Here is a 15,644-nt window from a genome sequence, read left to right on the forward strand (position 1 = left end):
GATGGTAAAAATTGCAGTCGATATGATGGGTGGCGACAATGCACCTCATATTGTTTTAGAAGCCGTAGAACGTGCAGTAAAAGATTTTGAAGATCTTGAAATTCTGTTATATGGAGATGCCTCTCAATGCCATATCGATCATCCACGTGTGACTGTACACAATACGACAGAAAAAATCACAATGGAAGATGAGCCTGTACGTGCGATTAAACGTAAAAAAGATAGCTCTATGGTTCGAATGGCAGAAGCAGTTAAGAACGGAGAAACTGGAGGGTGCGTTTCTGCGGGGAATACTGGTGCATTAATGTCAGCAGGTTTATTCATCGTAGGTCGTTTGCCAGGCGTTTCGAGACCTGCACTTGTGGTAACATTGCCAACAGTAAGTGGAAAAGGCGTGGTCTTTTTAGATGTTGGGGCCAATGCGGATGCAAAAGCTGAGCATTTATACCAAAATGCAGTATTAGGCCATATTTATGCTGCCAATTTACGTGGTATTGAACAACCTAAAGTAGCGCTGCTTAATATTGGTACTGAAGCCCAAAAAGGAAATAGTTTAACAAAGAAAGCGTATGATTTAATGTCTCAAACAGAAGTGTTTGATTTCGTGGGGAACATTGAGGCAAAATCCATTATGGATGACACAGCTGATGTCATTGTGACAGATGGTTATACAGGGAATATGATTTTGAAAAACTTAGAAGGTATCGCAAAATCAGTTGGTAAAATTGCAAAACATAGTTTATTAGCAAGCTTTAAAAATAAAATAGCTGCCTTAATTATGAAAAAGGATATTAAAGCATTAGCTAAACAACTCGATTATTCTGAGTATGGTGGTTCCGTTTTACTAGGGCTTAGCGGTATTGTCGTCAAAGCTCATGGTAGTTCAAATGCGAAAGCCTATTATTCAGCGATTAGACAAGCCAAAATCGCAGTAGAAACATCTATTGTGGAAAATATGCGTGAAAAGGTGGGAAATTAAATGAGTAAAAAAGTATTTATGTTTCCAGGGCAAGGCGCTCAAAAAGTAGGTATGGGTGAAGATTTATATCAATCTAATGAAGCAGCAACTCATATCTTTGATCAAGCGCAAGCGGAGATGGATTTCGATCTGTTAGAAACAATGTTTAAAGACCAAGACCAAAAATTAGGTCAAACAGAACATACTCAACCTGCTTTATTAACTCATAGTATTGCGCTATATGAAGCAATGGGACATCCATCAGCTGACTTCACACTTGGGCACAGCTTAGGTGAATACGCTAGTTTAGTAATGAGTGGCGTTTTAAGATTTGAAGATGCTGTTAAAATTGTGCGCCGTAGAGGAGAATTAATGGCAAAAGCTTTTCCACAAGGTACTGGTGGAATGGCAGCAGTTTTAGGCTTGGATTTAGAGGATGTTCAAAAGATTTGTGATCAGTTATCATCAGATGAGGAAAAAGTTGAGCCCGCTAATATCAATTCTCCTGGTCAAATTGTAGTATCAGGCGATCAAGCACTGATTGATAAGCTTGTCTCAGAAGGAAAATCACTCGGTGCAAAACGTGTGTTACCTTTACAAGTATCAGGACCATTTCATTCATCAATGATGCAAGTCATCGAAAAAGATTTTGCAGCATATATTGATCAATTTGAATGGCATGATGCACAAATACCTGTCGTTCAAAATGTGCATGCACAAGGTGAAACTGATGCAGAAACGATTAAACAGCATATGATTAAACAGTTATATGCATCTGTGCAATTTATTGATTCAGTTGAATGGTTAATTGATCAAGGTGTTGATCATTTCATTGAAATTGGACCTAATAAGGTATTATCTGGTTTAGTTAAAAAAATTAATAGAGATGTTAAAATAACTTCGATTCAAACAATCGAGGATGTAAAGGAATGGTTAGAAAATGAGTAAAGTTGCATTAGTTACAGGCGCTTCTCGCGGTATCGGTCGTAGTATTGCGTTACAATTAGCAGATGAAGGTTATAATGTAGTGGTTAACTACGCTGGTAATAAAGAAAAAGCAGAAGCGGTTTTAGAAGAAATCAAACAAAAAGGTGTAGATGGATTCGTCATTCAAGCCAATGTAGCAAATGGTGATGAAGTGAAAGCCATGATTAAAGAGGTCGTTAAAACATTTGGTTCTATCGATGTATTAGTAAATAATGCAGGTGTAACACGTGATAATTTATTAATGCGTATGAAAGAACACGAATGGGATGAAGTAGTAGATACGAACTTAAAAGGTGTATTTAACTGTATTCAAAAAGTAACACCACAAATGTTAAAACAACGTTCAGGTCGTATCATCAACTTATCAAGTATCGTTGGTGCAGTAGGTAATCCTGGTCAAATCAATTACGTTGCAACAAAAGCAGGTGTCCTTGGCATTACAAAAACAGCAGCAAGAGAACTTGCTTCACGTAACGTGACAGTCAATGCAGTTGCACCAGGATTCATCGTATCTGACATGACAGATGCATTAAGTGATGAATTAAAAGAATCAATGAAAGAACAAATCCCTTTAGGTCGTTTTGGAGAAGCAGAAGACATTGCCAATGCAGTTAGCTTCTTAGCTTCAGACAAAGCCGCATACATCACAGGACAAACAATCCATGTCAACGGCGGCATGCACATGGAATAAAAAAGTGCGGACAATTGCGGTTAGGGTTAAAACAAAGTGCGGAAGAAAGCGTTTTGGCCCCGAGCAAAATCGCCCAGGAAGCAGAAATTGCTTTCCAAATTGATGCGCCCTGGGCTTTTTGTTGAGGGGACAGCTTTCTGCAGCCGGATTAAAAAAGTTACGTGCACTTCGAACATAGTGAGATTAGTGCACGTTATGCATGCGAACGAAGGTGAGCAGGCGAACCTTTCCTTATGAGCAAAATCGAGCGCTGAACTCACACCGGATGATAACCATGCGCGCACATTCTTTAAATGAAAGGGTATTGTTCCCTCTTGTATTTATTAAAAGAAAATGGCAAAATAAAACAGTCGACTAAATCATTTCTACTTAAACCTTTAAAGGAGGTGAAAGACTGTGGAAAACTTCGATAAAGTAAAAGATATCATTGTTGATCGTCTTGGTGTTGATGCTGACAAAGTTACTGAAGACGCTTCATTTAAAGATGATTTAGGTGCAGATTCATTAGATATTGCTGAATTAGTAATGGAACTTGAAGATGAATTTGGTACAGAAATCCCAGACGAAGAAGCTGAAAAAATCAATACAGTGGGAGACGCTGTTAACTACATTAATACACTTGAAAAATAATTGTTTTCATCTGAGTCGATGTTTTTTCGACTCAGATTTTTTACTAATGGTATGATATATATAAGCGTTTTTGATATTTAAGGTAATTTATCAGAAAGAATGTCATAGGATTAATATGAATGAAACAACCAAAGTGATTGATACATAGCGGATATCTAACGCATCGGCTTTTAGTGGTGTGTGGATAAATAAAAATGATATATTATGATAAATGTTAAGTTAATGTAGTTGCTATTACAGAGAGTTAATTTTAAAGGTGACTACGTTTATTTGAAGGAGGATTCTGAATGCCCAATAAACGAAAACAACAACTAATTGAAAAATTTCAGACAGATTTTAAACAAAAAATGAAAGATTTAAACTTACCTTATAATCATATTGCTTTATACCAACAAGCGTTTTTGCATTCTAGCTTTATTAACGATTTTAATATGAAGCGTATAGAACATAATGAACGTCTTGAGTTCTTAGGAGATGCAGTATTAGAATTGACGGTTTCACGTTTTTTATTTGATCAATATCCGCAACTTCCAGAGGGAGATTTAACGAAAATGCGTGCCAATATTGTGTGTGAGCCATCACTTGTAATATTTGCAAATAAAATTAATTTAAATGAACTCATTTTATTAGGAAAAGGTGAAGAAAAAACAGGAGGGCGTACAAGACCTTCGCTTGTGGCTGACGTTTTTGAAGCATTTGTCGGTGCACTCTACTTAGATCAAGGTTTAGAGGTCGTTAAAACGTTTGCGAAATCAGTCATTTTTCCTTATGTAGAAGATGAACAATTAATGGGCGCAGTAGACTTTAAAACAAAATTCCAAGAGTATGTGCATCAACAATATTTAGGGCAGCTAAGATATCAGATTATTAAAGAAGAAGGCCCAGCACATAATAAACGTTTTACATCAGAGGTCATTTTAAATAAAAAAGCTATTGCAACTGGTGTGGGACGTACTAAGAAAGAATCGGAACAAAAAGCTGCAGAACAAGCATTTTTTGCATTGACACAAAAGGAGTCAGGTAATGGTTAATTTAAAGTCAATCAATGCATATGGGTTTAAATCATTTGCTGAACCAACACATATCGAATTTGATAAAGGCGTTACCGCGATTGTAGGTCCAAATGGTAGTGGTAAAAGTAATATTACTGACGCTATTAAATGGGTGTTAGGAGAACAATCTGCTCGGATATTAAGAGGCAGTAAAATGGAAGACATTATTTTCTCTGGTGCTAAACATCGTAATGCGCAAAATAGTGCTGAAGTACAATTATGTCTTGACAACCGTCAAGGTTTATTGAACATTGATGAAGAAGATGTCACAATAACAAGACGTTTATATCGAAATGGAGACAGTGCCTTTTTTATTAACAATGAACGTCGTCGCTTAAAGGACATTACTGAATTGTTTTTAGATTCAGGCTTAGGTAAAGAGGCGTTTAGTATTATTTCACAAGGACGCGTAGATGAAGTTTTAAATGCAAAGCCTACAAACCGTCGTCAAATTATCGAAGAAACAGCAGGTGTTTTAAAATATAAAAAAAGAAAAGAAGCCTCACTCGAAAAATTATCACAAACTGAAGATAATTTAGTCCGTGTTGAAGATATTTTATATGATTTGGAAGGACGAGTGGAACCTTTAAAAGAAGAAGCGGCGATTGCACGTGAATATTTAAAACTATCAGAAACGTTAAAAGAAAGTGATATTCAAGTTACAGTTCATGATATTCAATCGTATAAAGATCAAATTGCACAATATGATCATTCATTAAATGATTTAAAAAGTGAGCAAGAAATAGCTAAAAGTAAAAAACAAAATATTAACCACACCATTCAAAAATATAAGGGTGAACGGTTTGATATTGATCAGCAGTTAGAAACATTAAATCATGATCTTGTGGAAATAACGGGAGAAATTGAGAAACTGACAGGTCAGTATCATTTAATAGAAGAACGTCAAAAAAATCAATCTCAAACGAATGCGCGAATTGAAGAAGAACAAGAAAGTTTAAAAATAGAAAGAACATCGGTCGAAAGTGAAATTGAAGCGACTAAAGCGACGTTATCCCAACTCAAATCACAAAGAACAACATTAATTGAATCTATAGAAGCATTAGAAGCACTATTGTATGAAGCAGATGAAGATGCAGAAGGAAAAATAGAATCTTTAAAAGATAAATATTATCAACTGATTACAGAACAGTCAGAGATAAATAATGATATTCGATTTTTATCACGTACTTTAGAAGAGCATGATAAAAAACAATCACGTTTAGATTCAAAGTTACAAGAAGCATATCATCAACTTCAAGAAGCAACCGAAAATATGCGTCAAATTGACAAAGATAAAAAGGATAAGCAAAGACAAATAGATGATATCAATGATAAAATTAAGCAGATAGAGGAGCAATTAACCTCTGTTAAACAAAACTATGCAGAAAATGAAGAAAAACTTCATCAAGCTTATCGTTACACGGATAAAATTAAATCACGTATTGATGCAATGGATGCTCGAGAAGATGACATGGGCGCATACTATCAAGGCGTCAAAGCGGTGTTAAAATCAAATCAACCATTAAAAGGCATACATGGTGCTGTTGCTCAAAAAATTGATGTTCCTACTAATTATACTACTGCGATTGAAATTGCATTAGGTGCTAGTTTGCAACATGTTATTGTGGATGATGAAAAAAGTGCACGACAAGCCATTCAATTTTTAAAAACTAAAAAGCTTGGACGCGCGACATTTTTACCGTTGTCAGTAATTAAAGGTAACTTTTTAGATAGACATATCATTGAAAAAGTGTCTGATCAAGAAGGGTTTATCGCGGTTGCAAGTGAGTTAGTACATTTTGATGATAGATATCGTGCAATTGTTGAAAAATTGTTAGGTCGTACACTCGTCGTTGACACCCTTGAACATGCTAATCATATTGCTAAACGTATTCAATATCAAACGCGTATTGTGACGTTAGAAGGTGACGTGGTGAATCCAGGTGGTGCAATGACTGGGGGCAATCAACAAAAAAGACAATCTGTCTTGAGTCAAAAAGAGGAATTAAAACGTTTAAAAGACCAATATGACACTTATATTCAACAAACAAAGCAATTAGAAAAAAGTTGCAAAGCACAAAAACAAGAACAAGATCAACTAAGCCAAAGTTATGTCGCATACCAACAAGAATATAACGAATTAAAACAGCAGCAACATGAATTAAGTTTAAAATATGATCGTTATCATGATATTGAGCAACGCTTAAAGAATGAACATGAAGAATTTGAATTTGAAAAAAATGATGGTTATGAGCGTAGTCAAAGTATCGAAACGCTAGAGGCTAAAAAAGACAGAAAAGATACGATTGCGCAACAACTTGAAACATTAGAAAAAGAAATTAATCAGCTTACAAAAACGACTAAACTGCAACAGCAAGAACGCAATCAAAAGCAAGCTGAGTGCCATCAGCAACAGTCAGATTTAGCTGTGGTTAAAGAAAAAATCACCACTCAGAACAATCAATTAAAACGACTTCAACAAAGCCTTGACCGTATTCAATCTCAAAATCAAAAGTTAGAAGATCAATTACAGATTGTGAATTCTGATGATGTTAATGATGCAACAACTTTAGAAAAGATAGAGGAACGTATTCAAGCTTTAAAAACACAAAAAGAAGACTTGACTACTAAACAAGAGGAATGGCGTCATAAACGTCAACAACTTGAAGATTTAATTGAATCTAATGAACATGCACTAGAAAATACGCATCAAACAGTGTTATCTATCGAAAATCAATATCAAGATATTAAAACAGCACAATCAAAATTAGACGTATTGATTGATCATGCTTTCGAACATTTAGATGAACGATATCATATGACTTTTGAATATGCAGCTCAAAATTATACGATTAATGAGGAAAACATTGATGCGTTACGTCAAAAAGTGAAGTTAACTCAAATGTCTATTGAGGAACTTGGTCCAGTTAATATTAAAGCGATTGAACAATTTGAAGAAGTAAATGAACGTTATACGTTTTTAACGTCTCAACAAAAAGACTTACGTGAAGCGAAAGAGACATTAGAGCAAATTATTAAAGAAATGGACCAAGAAGTGACAGAAAGATTTAAAACCACATTTCATGCAATTCAAGAACAATTTGAAGTGGTATTTCAAACACTTTTTGATGGTGGTCAAGCTGAGCTCACCCTAACAGAAGATGATTATTTAACTGCAGGCATTGATATCCAAGTCCAACCTCCTGGTAAAAAATTACAGCATCTTTCTTTACTCAGTGGTGGAGAAAGAGCATTGAGCGCTATCGCTTTATTATTTGCTATTCTAAAAGTGCGGTCAGCACCTTTTGTTATTTTAGATGAAGTTGAAGCGGCACTCGATGAAGCGAATGTTTTACGTTATGCGTCATATTTAAAAGAACTTTCAAAAATAACACAATTTATTGTCATCACGCATCGTAAAGGCACAATGGAGTATTGCGACCGTTTATATGGAGTGACAATGCAAGAATTAGGTGTTTCTAAACTTGTAAGTGTGAATTTAAATACTATTGATGACATGTTGGAGGAGGAATAAATAATGAGTTTCTTTAAACGTTTAAAAGATAAGTTTTCAAAAAAAGAAAATCAACAAAATGAAGAAGTAGAGCCGTTAGAAAATCTTGAAGAAGATCAAACGCAACAAGAAGATGTTGATAAACCTTCAAAAGAGATTGATTGGACCGATCAAAGTGTGGATGAGATGGATGATGGATTAATCTCTATCGAAGAATTTGAAGAAATTGAATCTCAAAAATTAGGTGCCAAATTTAGAGAAGGTTTGGAAAAATCACGTGCCAACTTCCAAGCACAGCTTAATAATCTATTAGCGCATTATCGAAAAGTGGACGAAGACTTTTTTGAAGCTTTAGAAGAAATGTTAATTCAAGCAGATGTTGGTTTTAACACAGTGATGGAACTTGTCGATGAACTACGAATGGAAGCGAAACGTCAAAACATTACAGAAACTGAAGATTTAAGAGAAGTGATTGTTGAAAAAATTGTTGAAATCTATCATCAAGAAGATGAACATTCAGAAGAAATGAACCTTGAAGACGATCGTCTTAATGTCATTTTAATGGTGGGTGTGAATGGCGTTGGTAAAACAACAACAATTGGTAAACTTGCGCATCGTTATAAAGCACAAGGTAAAAAAGTAATGTTAGCCGCTGGTGATACGTTCCGTGCCGGTGCAATTGAACAATTAGAAGTTTGGGGAGAACGCGTTGGCATTGAAGTCGTACGCCAAAATGAAGGATCAGACCCTGCTGCTGTAATGTATGATGCGATTAATGCTGCTAAAAATAAAGGGGCTGACATTTTAATTTGCGATACAGCAGGTCGCTTACAAAATAAACAAAACTTAATGAATGAATTAGAAAAAGTGAAGCGCGTCATTTCTCGTTCTATTCCAGAAGCGCCTCATGAAGTGTTATTATGTCTTGATGCCACAACAGGTCAAAATGCATTATCTCAAGCTAAATCGTTTAAAGAAGTTACAGATGTAACAGGTATTGTGCTGACAAAATTAGATGGTACCGCAAAAGGTGGTATTGTTTTAGCTATCAGAAATGAATTACACATTCCGGTTAAATATGTTGGTTTAGGCGAAAAATTAGATGATCTACAACCATTTGATGCTGAAAGTTACGTATATGGCTTATTTGCTGATATGATTGAACAAAATGTATCAGAAGAGGAATCACAATCAGAGGTAAATGAAGATGAGCGAGAATGATTTAATTAAAACGGTACGAATGAATTATTTGTTCGATTTTTACCAGTCACTTTTAACTGAAAAACAACGTAATTATCTACAGTTATTTTATTTGGAAGATTATGCGTTAAGTGAAATTGCAGAGACATTTGATGTGAGTAGACAAGCTGTATATGATAATATTAGAAGAACTGGTGATTTAGTTGAAGATTATGAACAAAAATTAGGATTATATCATCGTTTTTCTAGACGACAAGAAATATATAATGAAATGAAAAAACATATTAATGACCCTGATCAATTAATAGCATATATAAATGAACTAGAAGAATTAGAATAAGGAGGGGGACTTTATGGCATTTGAAGGCTTATCCGATCGTTTGCAACAAACAATGCAAAAAATCAAGGGTAAAGGTAAAGTAACTGAAGCGGATATCAAAGCAATGATGCGTGAAGTACGCTTGGCATTGTTAGAAGCGGACGTTAACTTCAAAGTTGTAAAAAACTTCATTAAAACAGTTTCGGAACGTGCATTAGGTTCTGATGTAATGAAATCTTTAACACCTGGACAACAAGTGATAAAGATTGTCCAAGAAGAATTAACTGAATTAATGGGTGGCGATAATACATCCATTACTATGGCTAAAAAACCACCTACTGTTGTGATGATGGTTGGTTTACAAGGTGCAGGTAAAACAACAACTGCTGGGAAACTTGCATTATTAATGCGTAAAAAATATAACAAAAAGCCATTATTAGTAGCGGCTGATATATATCGTCCAGCTGCAATCAATCAACTTCAAACAGTTGGAAAACAAATAGATATTCCCGTCTATACAGAAGGCGATCAAGTGAAACCACAACAAATTGTGGAAAACGCAATTCAACATGCCAAAGACGAGCATTTAGATTTTGTCATTATTGATACGGCAGGTCGTTTACACATTGATGAAACATTAATGAATGAGTTACAAGATGTTAAATCAATCACTAAACCTAACGAAATTATGTTAGTTGTCGATGCGATGACAGGTCAAGATGCAGTCAATGTAGCTGAATCATTCGATGAACAATTGGATATTACAGGCGTTACATTAACTAAACTTGATGGGGATACTCGCGGTGGTGCAGCATTATCTATTAGAGCTGTTACTGAAAAACCAATTAAATTCATTGGTATGAGCGAAAAACTCGATGGATTAGAGTTATTCCATCCTGAACGTATGGCTTCACGAATCTTAGGTATGGGTGACGTTTTAAGTCTTATCGAAAAGGCGCAACAAGATGTTGACGAAGAAAAGGCCAAAGATCTTGAACAAAAAATGCGTACGTCATCTTTTACTTTAGAAGATTTCTTAGAACAATTGGATCAAGTGAAAAATTTAGGGCCACTAGATGACATCATGAAAATGATTCCTGGTATGAATAAGATGAAAGGATTGGATAAATTAAATATGAGCGAAAAACAAATCGATCATATTAAAGCCATTATTCAATCTATGACACCAATGGAAAGAGAAGATCCAGCAGTCCTGAATATGTCTAGAAAGCGTCGTATCGCGTCTGGTTCTGGACGTTCTTTACAAGAGGTCAATCGCTTATTAAAACAATTTAATGATATGAAGAAAATGATGAAACAATTTACGGGTGGCGGCAAAGGTAAAAAAGGTAAACAAAAACAACTTCAAAATATGCTAAAAGGAATGAATTTACCATTTTAATGAGTGTGAAATAAGAAATTTAAAATGGTAAAGAAAATTGTCTTTACAACACTTGTAATTCCTGTTATCATAATTTCTTGTAAATGATAAAATTATTGAAATTAAAGGAGAGTTATAAATGGCAGTTAAAATTCGTTTAACACGTTTAGGTTCAAAAAGAAATCCATTCTATCGTATCGTAGTTGCAGATGCACGCGCACCACGTGATGGTCGTATCATCGAGCAAATCGGTACTTACAATCCAGCAGCAGTAAATGCACCGGAAGTTAAAATTGATGAAGAATTAGCATTAAAATGGTTAAAAGACGGTGCGAAACCAACTGATACTGTACACAATATCTTATCTCGTCAAGGTATCTTAAAAACATTCGACGAGCAAAAGAGAGCTAAATAATAACCTGTGTAACATAAAGATAAATGACTAATCATTATCTTTATCTATGCAATTAGGGGCTGAGCCAATTCATCGTTTGATTGTGACTCAGCCCCTTTTCTCAAATATAAATGTGTTAAATTAAAGGAGGACACGTTACTGATGATTGTAGAAGTAGGTAAAATCGTGAATACGCATGGCATCAAAGGGGAAGTCAAAGTTCAATCACATTCAGATTTTACTGACATACGTTTTCAACCTGGCGAACAGCTTCACACTGAATATCGTGGACAAACAATTGAATTAACGATTGTGTCACACCGTATGCACAAAGGTCTACATATGTTGAAGTTTGAAGGATATCAAAATATCAACGATATCGAGCATTTGAAAAACTGTAAATTATATCAAGAAAGAGATCATCAAGATATCGAATTGGATGAGCATGAATTTTACTATTCAGATATTATAGGTTGTACCGTTTTTGCAGAGGGGACACCTATTGGACGTGTGATAGAAATTTTTGAAACAGGTGCTAATGATGTATGGGTTGTAAAAGGTGAAAAAGAGCATCTGATTCCTTACATAGCAGACGTCGTACAACATATTGATATTGAAAAACGACAAATTGATATTACACCTATGGAAGGATTGTTAACCGAATGAGAATTGATTATTTAACACTATTTCCAGAAATGTTTGAAGGCGTACTTAATCAATCTATTTTAAAACGTGCACGTGATAAAGGTATATTATCCACTAATACTGTGAACTTTCGAGACTATGCGATGAACAAACATCAACAAGTAGATGATTATCCTTATGGTGGCGGTCAAGGAATGGTTTTAAAGCCTGAACCGATATTCAATGCGATATCATCTATTGATACGACAGAACAAACACGTGTAATTTTAATGACACCACAAGGACAACCCTTTAACCAAAAGGTGGCAGAATCGTTATCAACCTCAGAACATCTTGTGTTTATTTGTGGTCATTATGAAGGGTATGACGAAAGAATTCGTGAACATTTAGTAACTGATGAAATTTCTGTGGGTGATTATGTATTAACCGGGGGAGAATTACCAGCAATGGTGATGACTGATGCCATTGTAAGATTGTTACCAGAAGTGTTAGGTAACCAAACCTCGCATGAGGATGATTCATTTTCAAGTGGATTATTAGAATATCCTCAATATACACGACCTCGTGATTTCAATGGAATGCGTGTTCCTGATGTATTATTATCAGGCGATCATCGTAATATTGAACAATGGCGTCATGAACAATCCTTATTACGTACCTTAAATAAGCGTCCAGATTTACTATCCCAATATCCATTAACGGCTGAAGACGAAATATATATAAAATTACACAAAGACTGTTGAAAAGACTGAAACACTATGCTAATATAATTTGAGTGTGAAAGCACAAAAATCACTATGGTCCGCTGCTCAAAGATGTGTCGAAGCATGAACATAGGCTGAAGGAGAGAATAAACAATGAGTAATCACAAATTAATCGAAGCAGTTACAAAATCACAATTACGTGATGATATTCCAACATTCCGCGCTGGTGACACTTTACGTGTTCACGTTCGTATCATTGAAGGATCACGCGAACGTATCCAAGTATTCGAAGGCGTTGTTATTAAACGTCGTGGTGGCGGAATTTCTGAAACATTCACAGTACGTAAGATTTCTTCAGGTGTAGGTGTTGAACGTACATTCCCATTACACACACCTAAAATCGAAAAAATCGAAGTTAAACGTCGTGGTAAAGTACGTCGGGCTAAACTTTATTACTTACGTAGTTTACGTGGTAAAGCTGCTCGTATCCAAGAGATTCGCTAATGATAAAGCAGTATTTTTAAATAAAAGAAACGTCAATGGTATATCCATTGACGTTTCTTTTTTGTTATGCAATTTAATGATTGTTTCGACGTAACCACCAACGATATACGAAAGCAGCTAAAATACCAACAACGGTAATGATTGCTAGCCATTTAATATAAGGCAATTGATAACTTACTTTTACATTTGATTCACCTTTATGCACAGGAATCATGGTCATTAAACCATTTGTTTTTTCAACATTTCGAGATTGACCATCTACTTCTGCAGTTAATCCTTCTCTATAAGGCATTGGTAGCACTAAATAGCTATCTTTGGTAGGTGCCATTTTAACATCAAAGTAACGTGCATGTTCCTTAACTTTAACTGGTTGCACATTTTCTTTAGCGTTATTAAGTGTTTTATAGTCTTCACCATAAATCCCTTTAATATTCACACGATATAATCCTTTGGCTAATTTAAGTTGAAGCTGATCATCAACCGGTACACGTACTGTGATAGGTGTTACAAATCGGCGATATGCATAGTCTAGTTTAGAACGTTTTTGATGAAAGTCATTCACTTCTAAATAATGCTGCTTATTTGGTGCATTTAATTCGACATCCATTTCGATATAATAATCTTTATAAGCAGATTGAGTCTGTTCTGGTAATGTAATATCTAAGCCACCGTCATCTTGTTGAACATTTAATATATTACCGACACGTTTTGCATTACGTGGAGTTATTGAAGCTTGAGACAGTAAATTTTCGTTCTGTTGTATGGATGAGTTGGCTGGAATATCATCGCTGATAATCCCGTTAAGCATAGCGTGTTCACGGTCTATTGGCGTCTTCAATTGATCTGGATCATACACTTTTGAAGTTAAGTGCGCACTTGGATATTGAATTTGGTTTGTAGAATGATCCCAAAGAGTATCTCCATCCTTAATTTGTTTTTGCTTTTCCATTCCATATGGTTGAGAAGAATCAGGGGCTTCCTTTATACGATCACTCACATTCCATAACGCATAGAGATTGGCACGATCACCTAATAAACGATAGGTACTATTACTATCATACTCCATGTTGATTTGTAGTAGTTTATCGTAATAATCCATAATATGACCGTCAAAAATACTAGAATATAAACTCACGCCATTAAAGCCATAAATCATACTTGAATTGACTGAATAAGTGCTCATATAGTCAATGCGTTCAAATGGTGACTGATTTTGTGTAATTTGATCAATATTTCTTTGTAAAATCTTGCTGTGATAATCAGGTGCTTGTATATCTTTTATGGTAGACTGATACGGCGCAATATTATTATCGTGATAGTTTATTAATAGAACGAATTGTTGCACGATAAATAAACCAATAATGCTATTTAATGCGACTTTTGGAATATGCTTTTGCTGATATACATAATAACCAAGTATCATTAAAATGAATGCTGCACAAATCATCCACCACATCTCACCTCGAGAAGTGAATAATGTGGCGACTAACAAAATGACGATAGGATAGATAGATATCCGGTAATCTTTCCAAGTCAAAGCGGTTATATGTTTAAGCCAAAGTGCAACGAGCACACTAGAAGAAAAGGCTAAAATATAAACCCAACGTCTTTGAGGGAAGGAAAAGCCATTAAAAAAACTATCGAAATACAATGAAAATGAGCCGATTAATAAAACCCACGTCGCAATCGCGAATAATTTAAAGTAGTAATGGCGATATAATTTAAATGAAAATAATGCGACTAATACAATAAAACTTAGTGTAATATAAAAGCCGTTTGTAAAAATATGATATTTCTGAGAGAAGTCAATGATTGGAGAAAAGAAGACTTCATTGGACTGTCTATCATTATTTAAAAATGATTTGACACCTGTAAAAAAGCCTATAGAGCCGATCATTAAACTTATTAAAGTCGTTGGTATAAGTAGAATCAATTTTTGCCAACGACGTACAATATCGTCTCGATGTGGTGAAATCATTCTATAAACTAAATAAAATGAAAGTACAATCATTTCATAATAACTAAAATAAAAATTTGAAAATAGAGTTAACGCAATTGCTATTATAAATAGCCCAATTTTGCGTTGTTTGAAAAAGCGCTCCATTCCCCAGATTGATAATGGGAGATAAATTAAAATATCACCAAAAAATGACCAAGTGAAATTAAAATAATATAAAACTGATGAAGCACTATATAAAAATGCGCCTAAAAAACGATATTTGCCGAAGAGTTTAAATTCACGCATCGTCCCGTAAGCAACTAAAAATGTAATGACACATTTAATAAATGCTAAGAAAATTTGATTTCCAGGCCAAAATTCAATGTGCTCTGGCTGGATATTAGTAAGCCATTCTGTTAAACCAATAATGCCAAAATTAAGGTACATTAATGGAGAAGTAGAATAATAATAGGCTAAATCGGTAAAGAAATCTCCGCCTAAGCCGAACCCTAAATCATATAAAGCGGGAAATTGGGAGAAGTGCTCATATAAAAACATTTGGAAGGGCATCATTTGTTTAAAACCATCTCCGTTACCGCTATATATGATGCCATCTTGAATGAACCTGAACCAAGTAGGCGCATATACAATGACGCCTACACCTAAAGCAATCGCAAGTAGGAGGAGCCATCTCCATATATTTTGTTTATTAAACCTATATTTCAC

At 34.9% G+C, this 15,644-nt stretch carries 14 protein-coding genes; 13 read left to right on the forward strand and 1 reads right to left on the reverse strand.

What is annotated here, in order from left to right:
- Position 1: 1 nt before the first annotated feature.
- The 13 genes from plsX to rplS all read left to right on the forward strand — a co-directional run bounded on the left by plsX (position 2) and on the right by rplS (position 12,979).
- Complete coding sequence (gene plsX / locus ACEE93_RS03340) at positions 2-979, forward strand: phosphate acyltransferase PlsX (RefSeq protein ID WP_449154882.1); 978 nt, start codon at positions 2-4, stop codon at positions 977-979.
- Positions 980-1,906, forward strand: coding sequence for an ACP S-malonyltransferase (gene fabD / locus ACEE93_RS03345; protein WP_449154883.1), 927 nt, complete (start codon positions 980-982; stop codon positions 1,904-1,906). It begins immediately after the preceding gene.
- The gene (gene fabG / locus ACEE93_RS03350; RefSeq protein ID WP_449154884.1) at positions 1,899-2,636 is read left to right on the forward strand and encodes a 3-oxoacyl-[acyl-carrier-protein] reductase; all 738 of its coding nucleotides are present in this window, start codon (positions 1,899-1,901) and stop codon (positions 2,634-2,636) included. Before fabD ends, fabG begins: the two co-directional genes overlap by 8 nt.
- Positions 2,637-3,032: 396 nt before the next feature.
- Positions 3,033-3,266, forward strand: a complete 234-nt coding sequence (locus ACEE93_RS03355; protein WP_019165520.1) for an acyl carrier protein — start codon at positions 3,033-3,035, stop codon at positions 3,264-3,266.
- Positions 3,267-3,613: 347 nt separating this feature from the next.
- Positions 3,614-4,297 (forward strand): ribonuclease III, encoded by a 684-nt coding sequence (gene rnc, locus ACEE93_RS03360; protein WP_449156574.1) that lies wholly within the window; start codon positions 3,614-3,616, stop codon positions 4,295-4,297.
- Entirely contained in the window at positions 4,290-7,853 is a 3,564-nt protein-coding gene (gene smc / locus ACEE93_RS03365) for a chromosome segregation protein SMC (protein ID WP_449154885.1), read from the forward strand. Before rnc ends, smc begins: the two co-directional genes overlap by 8 nt.
- 3 nt (positions 7,854-7,856) lie before the next feature.
- Complete coding sequence (gene ftsY, locus ACEE93_RS03370; protein ID WP_449154886.1) at positions 7,857-9,053, forward strand: signal recognition particle-docking protein FtsY; 1,197 nt, start codon at positions 7,857-7,859, stop codon at positions 9,051-9,053.
- Complete coding sequence (locus ACEE93_RS03375; protein WP_449154887.1) at positions 9,040-9,372, forward strand: putative DNA-binding protein; 333 nt, start codon at positions 9,040-9,042, stop codon at positions 9,370-9,372. The genes ftsY and ACEE93_RS03375 overlap by 14 nt, the downstream gene beginning before the upstream one ends.
- 13 nt (positions 9,373-9,385) lie before the next feature.
- Positions 9,386-10,753: a signal recognition particle protein gene (ffh, locus tag ACEE93_RS03380; RefSeq protein ID WP_449154888.1), complete on the forward strand. Its 1,368-nt coding sequence runs from the start codon at positions 9,386-9,388 to the stop codon at positions 10,751-10,753.
- A gap of 118 nt (positions 10,754-10,871) precedes the next feature.
- On the forward strand, positions 10,872-11,147 hold the full coding sequence (gene rpsP / locus ACEE93_RS03385; protein WP_449154889.1) for a 30S ribosomal protein S16: 276 nt from the start codon (positions 10,872-10,874) through the stop codon (positions 11,145-11,147).
- 141 nt (positions 11,148-11,288) lie between these two features.
- Positions 11,289-11,792, forward strand: coding sequence for a ribosome maturation factor RimM (gene rimM / locus ACEE93_RS03390; protein ID WP_449154890.1), 504 nt, complete (start codon positions 11,289-11,291; stop codon positions 11,790-11,792).
- Positions 11,789-12,514, forward strand: a complete 726-nt coding sequence (trmD, locus tag ACEE93_RS03395; RefSeq protein ID WP_449154891.1) for a tRNA (guanosine(37)-N1)-methyltransferase TrmD — start codon at positions 11,789-11,791, stop codon at positions 12,512-12,514. The genes rimM and trmD overlap by 4 nt, the downstream gene beginning before the upstream one ends.
- A gap of 114 nt (positions 12,515-12,628) precedes the next feature.
- Complete coding sequence (gene rplS / locus ACEE93_RS03400) at positions 12,629-12,979, forward strand: 50S ribosomal protein L19 (RefSeq protein ID WP_449154892.1); 351 nt, start codon at positions 12,629-12,631, stop codon at positions 12,977-12,979.
- Positions 12,980-13,052: 73 nt separating this feature from the next.
- Here rplS and ACEE93_RS03405 read toward each other — a convergent pair whose 3' ends face one another.
- Positions 13,053-15,644, reverse strand: a complete 2,592-nt coding sequence (locus ACEE93_RS03405) for a YfhO family protein (RefSeq protein ID WP_449154893.1) — start codon at positions 15,642-15,644, stop codon at positions 13,053-13,055.

It is taken from the genome of Staphylococcus sp. 11262D007BW, assembly GCF_053547815.1.

Excerpts from the sequence above, each read along its gene's own strand:
- fabG (WP_449154884.1), top strand. The coding sequence starts at position 1,899 with ATGAGTAAAGTTGCATTAGTTACAGGCGCTTCTCGCGGTATCGGTCGT.
- trmD (WP_449154891.1), top strand. The coding sequence starts at position 11,789 with ATGAGAATTGATTATTTAACACTATTTCCAGAAATGTTTGAAGGCGTA.
- fabD (WP_449154883.1), top strand. The coding sequence starts at position 980 with ATGAGTAAAAAAGTATTTATGTTTCCAGGGCAAGGCGCTCAAAAAGTA.
- rpsP (WP_449154889.1), top strand. The coding sequence starts at position 10,872 with ATGGCAGTTAAAATTCGTTTAACACGTTTAGGTTCAAAAAGAAATCCA.
- ffh (WP_449154888.1), top strand. The coding sequence starts at position 9,386 with ATGGCATTTGAAGGCTTATCCGATCGTTTGCAACAAACAATGCAAAAA.
- smc (WP_449154885.1), top strand. The coding sequence starts at position 4,290 with ATGGTTAATTTAAAGTCAATCAATGCATATGGGTTTAAATCATTTGCT.
- rimM (WP_449154890.1), top strand. The coding sequence starts at position 11,289 with ATGATTGTAGAAGTAGGTAAAATCGTGAATACGCATGGCATCAAAGGG.
- rnc (WP_449156574.1), top strand. The coding sequence starts at position 3,614 with ATGAAAGATTTAAACTTACCTTATAATCATATTGCTTTATACCAACAA.
- ftsY (WP_449154886.1), top strand. The coding sequence starts at position 7,857 with ATGAGTTTCTTTAAACGTTTAAAAGATAAGTTTTCAAAAAAAGAAAAT.
- plsX (WP_449154882.1), top strand. The coding sequence starts at position 2 with ATGGTAAAAATTGCAGTCGATATGATGGGTGGCGACAATGCACCTCAT.
- rplS (WP_449154892.1), top strand. The coding sequence starts at position 12,629 with ATGAGTAATCACAAATTAATCGAAGCAGTTACAAAATCACAATTACGT.
- ACEE93_RS03375 (WP_449154887.1), top strand. The coding sequence starts at position 9,040 with ATGAGCGAGAATGATTTAATTAAAACGGTACGAATGAATTATTTGTTC.